We start from the raw sequence: 1,071 nt of genomic DNA, 5'->3' as shown, positions 1-1,071 counted from the left end.
GAGAATAGTAGGATAGAAACTCAGGACCCCATTTTAAACAAATTGAATGACAAAATTACCACTAAATTTTACTGGGCTGTAACATTGCTTGCAACCATAGGAGGATTTCTCTTTGGATATGATACATCAAATATAGGAACAGATCTGGGATTTATACCATTTGCCAAAAACATTGCCACAAGTGACCCGTTTGTATATGGTTACCTCATAGCTGGCGCTTCATTGGGAGCCGCAGCTGGGGCATTGATTGCAGCATTGCTTACTGACACATACGGAAGAAAATTCCTCCTGATCACCGATGCAGCCATATATACAATAGGTGCACTGCTCTCAGCTTTATCAGTCAATCTGGTAATGCTTCTAGTATCAAGAACATTTATAGGCCTAGCAGTCGGAGCAGATTCGGCAATTGCAACAGCCTATATAGCAGAATATGCCCCAAAGAATCGCAGGGGGCATCTTTCCCTTATGCAGCAATGGATGATTACCTGGGGAATTCTTGGAGCATACTTTGTTGGCATGGGTGTGTTTTTCATAGCCCCGCAGCTTGCATATACAGTGGACTGGAGGATACTTTTAGGAGTTGCGGCCATCCCATCTTTGATAGGGCTGGTATTTCGTTTCTACATGCCTGAATCTCCCAGATGGCTCATACTGCATGAAAAGTACGAAAAGGCAATTGCCTCATTGAAACGTTTTAATATAACTGCACAGCTTTCAGAGATTAAAAATACGCACAAAGTCTTATTAGAAAAGGAAACAAAGATGAAGGCTACCCCTGGAATAAAAAGAGCTTTTGTCATAGTGGCTCTTTTCATGATGTTCCAGCAAATTACCGGTATAAATATTCCTTTCTATTATGGTCCCACAGTTATTGCAAACCTTCATATATTTGGCTCTACGTCAGGTACGTATCTTTCCAATGCCGTTTTTGGTATTGAAGCATCTTCGATACTGGCTATAATTAACGTATTGGCAACCCTTATAGGATTCAGGCTCATAGATTCCTACGGTAGGCGGTCTCTTGGACTTCTTGGATATGCTGGCATGGCATTTTTTGATATACTTGGA

The 1,071-nt window shown here is 41.4% G+C and carries 1 protein-coding gene; it reads left to right on the top strand.

Annotation, left to right across the window (positions count from 1 at the left end; genetic code table 11):
- Nucleotides 1-42 precede the first annotated feature (42 nt).
- Nucleotides 43-1,071 (top strand): MFS transporter (locus tag AMDU4_RS13255; RefSeq protein WP_021788443.1); only part of this gene is annotated, 1,029 nt, incomplete at its 3' end.

The sequence above is a fragment of the Ferroplasma sp. Type II genome (assembly GCF_000496155.1).
The sequence above is the reverse complement of the archived record's forward strand: the minus strand, read 5'-3'. Positions and strand labels throughout refer to the sequence as shown.